Annotated in this window: 8 protein-coding genes; 6 read left to right on the plus strand and 2 right to left on the minus strand. The window is 47.1% G+C overall.

What is annotated here, in order from left to right; all coding sequences use genetic code 11:
* Positions 1-139: 139 nt before the first annotated feature.
* The 6 genes from MA2_RS10235 to MA2_RS10260 all read left to right on the plus strand — a co-directional run bounded on the left by MA2_RS10235 (position 140) and on the right by MA2_RS10260 (position 5,854).
* Positions 140-823: a YcxB family protein gene (locus tag MA2_RS10235; RefSeq protein WP_067059517.1), complete on the plus strand. Its 684-nt coding sequence runs from the start codon at positions 140-142 to the stop codon at positions 821-823.
* A gap of 184 nt (positions 824-1,007) precedes the next feature.
* Positions 1,008-1,496, plus strand: a complete 489-nt coding sequence (locus tag MA2_RS10240) for a Dps family protein (RefSeq protein ID WP_067059519.1) — start codon at positions 1,008-1,010, stop codon at positions 1,494-1,496.
* Between the two features lie 256 nt (positions 1,497-1,752).
* On the plus strand, positions 1,753-2,886 hold the full coding sequence (gene nrdB, locus MA2_RS10245) for a class Ia ribonucleoside-diphosphate reductase subunit beta (protein ID WP_067059521.1): 1,134 nt from the start codon (positions 1,753-1,755) through the stop codon (positions 2,884-2,886).
* Positions 2,887-2,991: 105 nt separating this feature from the next.
* Positions 2,992-3,285, plus strand: a complete 294-nt coding sequence (locus MA2_RS10250; RefSeq protein ID WP_067059523.1) for a 2Fe-2S iron-sulfur cluster-binding protein — start codon at positions 2,992-2,994, stop codon at positions 3,283-3,285.
* A 195-nt stretch (positions 3,286-3,480) separates the two neighbouring features.
* The gene (gene rpoD / locus MA2_RS10255; protein WP_067059526.1) at positions 3,481-5,361 is read left to right on the plus strand and encodes an RNA polymerase sigma factor RpoD; all 1,881 of its coding nucleotides are present in this window, start codon (positions 3,481-3,483) and stop codon (positions 5,359-5,361) included.
* Positions 5,362-5,515: 154 nt separating this feature from the next.
* Positions 5,516-5,854, plus strand: a complete 339-nt coding sequence (locus MA2_RS10260) for a YbeD family protein (protein WP_067059527.1) — start codon at positions 5,516-5,518, stop codon at positions 5,852-5,854.
* A gap of 82 nt (positions 5,855-5,936) precedes the next feature.
* Here MA2_RS10260 and MA2_RS10265 read toward each other — a convergent pair whose 3' ends face one another.
* Positions 5,937-7,178, minus strand: a complete 1,242-nt coding sequence (locus MA2_RS10265; protein ID WP_067059529.1) for a saccharopine dehydrogenase family protein — start codon at positions 7,176-7,178, stop codon at positions 5,937-5,939.
* Positions 7,179-7,400: 222 nt separating this feature from the next.
* Entirely contained in the window at positions 7,401-8,588 is a 1,188-nt protein-coding gene (gene nspC, locus MA2_RS10270) for a carboxynorspermidine decarboxylase (protein ID WP_067059531.1), read from the minus strand.
* Positions 8,589-8,608: the final 20 nt, after the last annotated feature.

The following is an 8,608-nucleotide window of genomic DNA, read 5'->3' on the forward strand; positions in this document are numbered from 1 at the left end:
TTTAGTTTTTTTGCCGCCGTTTTTTTTCATCAGTGGCTTAGCCAAGCATTCGATGCTAAAATAACTTGTTTATTTATCTTGCTTGCCTGATGTGTGGTGCAAGCCCTTTTCACCCGTTGATCGATATAAAGATTGGTTTATGGCACTCTACCCCTACACCCTACAGCCCATTGATGTTCACTTGACTGATGCCGAATTTCGCCAAGCCCAAGCGCAGCTATTTGCCTCCAATGAACAAAGCCTTGCACGAATTTCTACCAAAACATGGGTGATTGTCGGTATCTTGGTGGCTGTGGCAATTGCAGGTATTATTTTGGTACATGGTTATTCAACGCTGATTTTTTGGCTGTTGTTAGTCGGTGTGGCGGTGTTTTTGCTGATTCGCACGGTGGGCTTGCGTTGGTATGTCAAAAAAGAGTTTGATAAGCAAGCTGCCAGCCAAACCATGCCACCAGAGCTTGCCCAGCTCAAGCTTGGCATTCAGTCACACGGTATTATTTTGGGCTTGCCTGCCCCCGATGCCGCCCCACAAAAAAACACCAGCAAGCGCAAAGGCAGTGGCATGCATCAGCCACTGATTCGCCAAAGCGCACTGCAGCAAGCAACCATCAAATGGTCACAAATCAGCCACTGGCAAGAAACGCCCGACTATATTTTTTTGGTATTTTCGGCAAATGGTCAGCAAGGTAGCCAAATTGTGCCTAAGCGCATGATGCAGCAAAAATTTCCGATTGATACCTTGCGCCATCATCTGCAAGAACACATTGGCGTACAAGGCTTACCAACGACCAGCGCATTGCCTAGCCAAACCACCAGTATTTGATAACGCGTTTGTATGATTGATTGACTGTGAACTGTGTGCCAAAAATATTTATTTTATCAATCAATATTTTTACAATAATCTATTTTATTTAAGATAAAATTGGGCTTATAGTAAGTATCAGTTGGTGATCTTATCTTTTGAACCAACGTTTTTAAAAACAGGTAAGCACAAACAGGAGTAATCCATGGCAAAATCAACGGACAAAAAAATCAAAGATTTCGGACTTGATACCGCCGAGGTGTTACACGTGGTCGATCAACTCAATGCCCTATTGGCAAATTATCATATATTTTATATGAACGTGCGCGGCTATCATTGGAATGTCAGCGGTTCTGATTTTTTTACACTACACGTCAAGTTTGAAGAGCTTTATACCGCGCTACAATTACAAATTGATGAACTTGCCGAGCGCATTTTAACTCTGCGTGGTACACCGCTCCACGCGTATAGCGATTTTGCGCGTATTTCAGCGATTAAAGAGGACAAAAACGTCAGCGAAGGCCGTGCGTGTGTGCAAGGCGTCTTGACAGGTCTCAACATGTTGATTGCCAAACAGCGCGAGGTCATCGCCACCGCCGAGCAAGCCGACGACCAAGCCACTGCCGATATTTTGACAGGCTATGTCAAAGAACAAGAAAAATTGGTATGGATGTATAACGCGTACTTGGGCTAACAGATTTGGGCTGATAAGCTAAGCCGCTTTGGCGCATAGCTAACAATCAATCAATCAATCAATCAATCAATCAATCAAAAGCTACTGTATGTGGCTTTTGGTTTTTGTGGTTGATGCCACGACGATCCTTTATTGTTTCAATAACTTATCAGTCTGGTTAAAGCAGTTTAAAATTGATGTTGGTGCCGAAATACGCTAAAATAGCTGCCCATTTATCTTGTCTGCTTTTACTGTTTTTAAACATCGGGCGATGCATATGTCATATTCGATTTTTTGCCAAACCAAAAACAATGCCTTAACTGAGCCGATGTTTTTTGGGCAGCCTGTGAATATTGCGCGCTATGATCAGCAAAAATACCCGATTTTTGAGCAGCTGATTGAAAAACAGCTGTCGTTTTTTTGGCGCCCCGAAGAAATTGACGTATCCAAAGACCGTTTGGATTTTGCCAACCTGCCTGCCCACGAGCAACACATTTTTTTAAGCAATTTAAAATACCAAACTTTGCTCGACTCCATCCAAGGACGCAGCCCCAACGCGGTGCTGTTGCCGTTGGTGTCACTGCCTGAGCTTGAAACGTGGATTGAAACGTGGGCATTTAGCGAAACTATCCATTCACGCAGCTACACCCATATTATTCGTAATGTGATGAATGAGCCTGCGCAAGTCTTTGATGCGATTGTGGATAATGCATTTATCCTTGAGCGCGCGCAGGATATCGCCAAGTATTATGATGAGCTCTACCAATACGCACAGTGGTACAACCTGTATGGCGCAGGTAGCCACACGATTGATGGCGCCACCATTGACGTATCGCTGCCAATTTTAAAGAAAAAACTGTATTTGTGTTTGGTTGCCATCAATGTGCTAGAAGCCATTCGGTTTTATGTATCGTTTGCCTGTTCGTTTGCGTTTGCTGAACGCCGTTTGATGGAAGGTAACGCCAAAATCATCAAACTGATTGCCCGTGATGAGGCGTTGCACCTCAACGGCACACAGCATATGATCAATCTGTTGCAATCAGGTCGTGATGACAGCCAGATGGCACAAATCGCGCAAGATTGCCAAGAAGAGGCGATTGCGATTTTCCGCAATGCCGCCGAGCAAGAAAAGGCATGGGCGAAGTACTTATTCAAAGATGGCTCGATGATTGGCTTAAATGAAAACATCTTGACCCAATATGTAGAGTACATCACCAATCTACGTATGGAAGCGATTGGCTTGCCGCCGTTGTTTGCGCACAGCAAAACCAACCCGATTCCGTGGATCAATGCGTGGTTGGCGTCAGACAACGTGCAAGTTGCGCCGCAAGAATCAGAAATCACCTCGTATTTGGTGGGACAAATTGATGCTGAACTTGCGGATGATGCGTTTGGCGATTTTGAGCTTTAACGGTTTCGTAGAGTTGGCTGGGCATGGTTAATCAAGCCCAGCGTTATAAGCCCGATATGGCAATATGCCTTTTTTGACACGAGCTTACCCAATCAGCTATGACCCATGGCATGGATTTTTTACTCCGATGGCAAGTTAAACCTACATAAGTTTTATTTGCACCAGCAAGAAACGCTGCTGGCAGGGTTGTTACGTGTTGGTATCAAGGCGCGGTTTGAGTGTCGGCAAGGTTATTGTGGGGTGTGTAAGGTCAAGTATCGCGCGCTCAATGCCAAAACGCGGCTTAATTATACGTTGTCGCCACTGGTGATGTTGGCAGAAGATGAGCTGCTGCCGTGCTGCTGTCGGGTGCAAGGTGCATTGGTCATCAAAACTGCTGTGACACAGGCTGACAGTTAGTGGCTTGGCGTTACATTTTTGTACCGATTGTCATCGTTTTACGCTCTATCTTTTTGGCAAAATCTTTTAAACAAACCTTGAAATTGCCTGTAATCTCCCCATCATTTTACCATTGTCGTCTAGCTGCCTCTTACCGTGTACGTGCTAGGCGTTTAGTCATCAATCCGTATTTTATAACAAAGGTGTTTTTACTTCATGAGCGAACATTCTACCTCTCAACTAGCGGAGCTAATTCAGCTGGGTAAAGAGCAAGGCTACTTGACGTATGCCGAGATTAACGACAAATTGCCCGAATCGGTCATCGAAAGTGACCAGATTGATGACATCATCCAAACGCTTAATGATGTCGGCATTTCGGTGTATGATGTTGCGCCCGATGAAGATGACATCATGCTATCCGACAGTGGTGGTGAGGATGAGATCGCAGCCGATGAAGCGGCGGCGGTATTGGCATCGGTGGAGTCTGAGCCAGGACGCACCACTGACCCTGTGCGCATGTACATGCGTGAGATGGGTACCGTCGATTTGCTAACCCGTGAGGGTGAAATCGCCATCGCCAAGCGCATCGAGGCAGGTATTCGTGACATGCAATATGCCATGACGTTTTGGCCAGGTGCGGTTGAATTGGTGTTGGATGAATATCAGCAGACCTTCGAGGGCGAAAAAAAGATATCGGATATCATCACAGGTTTTCTTGATCCCGATGACAGCGACGAGCCAGAATTATCGGACGCTGAGCCAGAATTGCCTGAACTGACCCGCTCAAAAGCCGCCGATGATGACGATGGCGCAGATGACGACAGCGACGATAACGAAGATGATAGCAATAGCAGCGATGATGACAGCAGCGATGAAGTAACAGGGCTTGATCCTGAAGAAGTCAAACAACGCTTTGAGCAGCTACTTGCCTACCATGAGGTAGCGCAAGCGGTCATCAATGCCCATGGGCGCATGAGTCCTGATGCACAAGCGGCGATTGAAGAATTGGCGAACCATTTCCGTCTATTCAAACTTAGCAGCCGTGTGTCGGATAACATCATGAAAATGATGCGTGACACCTATGAGGACGTACGCAACCACGAACGCCACATCATGAAATTGGTGATTCGCCGTGGCAAGATGTCGCGTGATGAATTTCGCAACACCTTTCCTGACAATGAAACCAACTTAGACTGGCTACCCAACCGCATTACCGAACAACCCGGCAATGCCGACAGCCTTGAGCGTGTGGTTGATGAGGTCTTGCTGTATCAAGGGCGAATTCGCGATTATGAACAGCGTTTGGGACTACAAATCCGCGACATGAAGCCAATCGCACGCAACATGTCTACAGGTGAAGCCAAAGCTCGCCGCGCCAAAAAAGAGATGGTTGAGGCAAACTTGCGTTTGGTGATTTCGATTGCCAAAAAATATACCAACCGTGGCTTGCAATTTTTGGATTTGATTCAAGAAGGCAACATTGGCTTGATGAAAGCGGTGGATAAATTTGAATATCGGCGCGGTTACAAGTTTTCAACTTATGCCACGTGGTGGATTCGCCAAGCCATCACGCGCTCGATTGCTGACCAAGCGCGCACCATTCGCATTCCTGTGCACATGATTGAAACGATCAACAAAATCAACCGTGTATCGCGCCAACTCTTGCAAGAGATGGGACGCGAGCCTACGCCTGAAGAATTGGGCGCGCGCCTTGAGATGGATGAAGCCAAAGTGCGTAAGGTGCTTAAAATTGCCAAAGAGCCGATCTCGATGGAAACACCGATTGGCGATGATGAAGACTCACATTTGGGTGACTTTATTGAGGATTCAAGCATCAGCAGCCCTGTCGATGAGGCGACCGCACAAGGTTTAAAAGAAGCTACTCGTGAGGTTTTGGCAAACTTGACTGAGCGCGAGGCCAAAGTGCTAAAAATGCGTTTTGGTATCGACATGACAACCGATCACACATTAGAAGAAGTCGGTAAGCAGTTTGATGTCACCCGTGAGCGTATTCGTCAGATTGAAGCCAAAGCCCTACGTAAATTACGTCATCCATCACGCTCTGAGCATTTGCGTTCATTCTTAGAAAACGACTAATTGACTTAATAGATGGCAAAAGATAAAAAAGGAAGCGTTGGCTTCCTTTTTTGTTGCACATTTTTGGCGATTGGGGTGTGTCTTGAAAAACCGCTGTTCTGCCCCATTGATAGCAATATTCACCGTTTTATTATTGCAAAAATTAGAGGAAAGTATGAGCGATAAAACCGTAAACCTAACCGCTATCGATAGCGCACGTCCACAAGTTGGCAAAAAAACCGACATTCAAAATCCTGAATTGTGGCAATTTCCTATGGATTATCCGCTAAGCATCATCGGGCATGAAGGCAAAAAAGACGAACTACTTGACGAGGTCAAGCTAATTTTAGGCGGTCTATTTCCCGAATTTGACCTTGCTAGCCTGACCCTGCAACCATCACGCACAGGTCGTTTTCACTCAGTACGCGCCAATGTATACTTGACCGAAGCCGAGCAAGTCAATCGCCTATACCAAATGCTTGATGACGCGGCAACCGTACGCACTGTGCTGTAAGTGATTGCTCCAAACACAAAAGCGCGCTCAATTTGGGCGCGCTTTTTTTTGTCGTTATGCTGCCAGCCAGCAAGCGACTGGTTTAAAACGCCAGCACACGGTCGCCGTCGCTGTCTTGGATACGCGTGACCAATCCCATGTTGTTGAGCAGATTTATAAACGGCTTGGGATCAAGCTCTTCAACATTGACCATGGTACGGCTATCCCATGTGCCTTGCGCCACCAAAATTGCAGCAGCAACAGGCGGCACGCCTGCAGTATAAGAAATACCTTGGCTGCCAACTTCACGATACGCGTCTTGGTGATCAACCACATTGTAGATAAACACCTCTGCGTCTTGTCCTGCGCGTGTACCACGAATTTTGTCACCGATACAGGTTTTGCCTGTGTAGTCTTTGGCAAGCTCGCTTGGATCAGGCAATACCGCTTTGACGACTTTTAGCGGAACAACTTGCTGTCCTTCAGCGGTGGTGACAGGCTGCTCAGATAGCAAGCCTAGCTTGTTGAGTACGGTAAATACGTTTTTGTAATGCTCACTAAAGCCCATCCAAAAACGGATGTTTGGCACGTCTAAGTTTTTGTGTAGCGAATGAATTTCGTCATGACCGCTCAGATAGCTGTCTTGCACGCCCACCACGGGCAAATCATCGGTACGCTTGACCTCAAACATGGCATTGGTTTGCCACTGGCGGTTTTGCCATGAATATACCACACCTGTGAATTCACGGAAGTTAATTTCGGGATCAAAATTGGTTGCAAACCAGCGCCCATGGCTACCTGCGTTGATGTCAATAATATCAATATCCGTCACGCTGCCTGCATCAAACAGATCCACGCCTGCGCGCGCGTACGCATTGACCACACCAGGGTCAAAACCTGCACCCAAAATTGCCGTTACGCCGTTTGCCGCGCAAGCGTCTTTGCGCTGCCACTCATAGTTGGCATACCATGGTGGATTTTCGCAAATTTTGTCGGGCTGCTCGTGAATCGCCGTGTCAATGTATGCCGCGCCCGTGTCGATACACGCCTGCAATACCGACATATTGACAAACGCTGAACCAACGTTGATGACGATCTGGCTGCTAGTGTCTGTAATCAAACGCTTGGTCGCCTCGATATCTAGCGCGTCTAGCTGATAGGTTGCAATACTGGCAGGGACTTTAAAGCTGCCGCGCTTTGCCACGTCTGCCGCGATTGCATCACATTTGGCTTGCGTGCGTGCAGCGATGGCGATATTGCCAAGCACGTCATTGTGTTGGGCGCATTTGTGGGCAACGACTTGTGCCACACCGCCTGCACCGATGATTAATACGTTACGTTTCATGTCAATCCTTTATTTTCATGCGCCAGTGGGAATTGCACTGCCCTTACCACGGTACAGGCGTCTTTTTGCTTAGGCTAAATTTAACCAAAGTCAAATTTTCCACCACTGACCAACCAAAACAAGCTCGGGCAAACAAGGAAGCGAACAAAACCCGAACCGCCCATTGGCTAGCAACTAGCCAATCTATACGTCACGCTATACATTTAGCCAAAAAATCTAAATTCAAGATAGATTGTGCTTAAAGTCATCATAGCCAAATTCGCGCACCATCTCATAACGCCCATCTAGGCGCTTGATGACAATAGCAGGCATGGCAACCCCATTAAACCAATTCTTTTTGACCATCGTGTAGCCTGCCATGTTGGCAAATGCCACACGCTCACCCACATTGAGTTTGCGCCCTCCTAAATCGTACTCACCAAAAATATCGCCTGCCAAGCAAGATTTACCACAAATAAGCGTGTGGTGATCGCCAACACTTGGTGCAATATCCACAGATTGCTGCCCAATTTGCGCCAACGCCGCCGACTCACGATAAATCAGCAAATCCAGCGCGTGTGCCTCAGTCGCACTATCGACAATCGCCAAGTCTTTTTGATTGTGCAGCACATCAAGCACAGTGGTGTGCAAGGTTGTGGTTTGGGTAATGCTCGCCTCACCAGGTTCAAGGTAAATCTGCACGCCATAGGTTTGGCTAAACGCACGCAGACGCTGGGCAAATTGCTCCAATGGATAATCAGGCGCGGTAAAATGAATGCCGCCACCAAGGCTGACCCAGTCAAGCTTATGCAATAATTCGCTGTAACGCGCCTCGATATCGGCAAGCATGGCATCAAAGCGATCAAAGTCGCGATTTTCACAGTTGTTGTGAATCATCACGCCTGAGATGGTCGGTAAATTGGACAGAAAAATATGGATATCGCTTTCACCCAGACGGCTAAAGGGACGCGCAGGGTCAGCAAGGTCAAATGATGAGCTGCTAATTTGCGGATTAAGGCGCAAACCAATCGGCATATCAGGCTTTAGCGTCTGTACACGCGCAGCAAAACGCGCCAACTGATTGGCTGAGTTAAAGATGATTTTGTCACCGTAGCCGATGACTTCATCAATTTCTGCATCGCTAAATGCCACACTGTAAGCATGGGTCTCGCCGCCAAACTGCTCTTTGCCCAAGCGTACTTCATTAAGTGACGATGAGGTGGTGCCGTCCATCGCCTCACGCATGATATCAAACACCGACCACGTGGCAAAGCATTTGAGTGCCAGTAGTACCTTGACGCCTGATAGCTCACGCAGGCGTCGCATGATTTGCATATTATGTTGCAAACGTGCGCTATCAATCAGATAAAAGGGTGTGGGTAGTGTGTTGATATCATCGATGAGGGTGGCGGTGGGCGCAAGTTGGGTCATGATAGCGTTATGATTCCTCA

Source organism: Moraxella atlantae NBRC 14588 (assembly GCF_001591265.1).
GTDB lineage: Bacteria > Pseudomonadota > Gammaproteobacteria > Pseudomonadales > Moraxellaceae > Faucicola > Faucicola atlantae.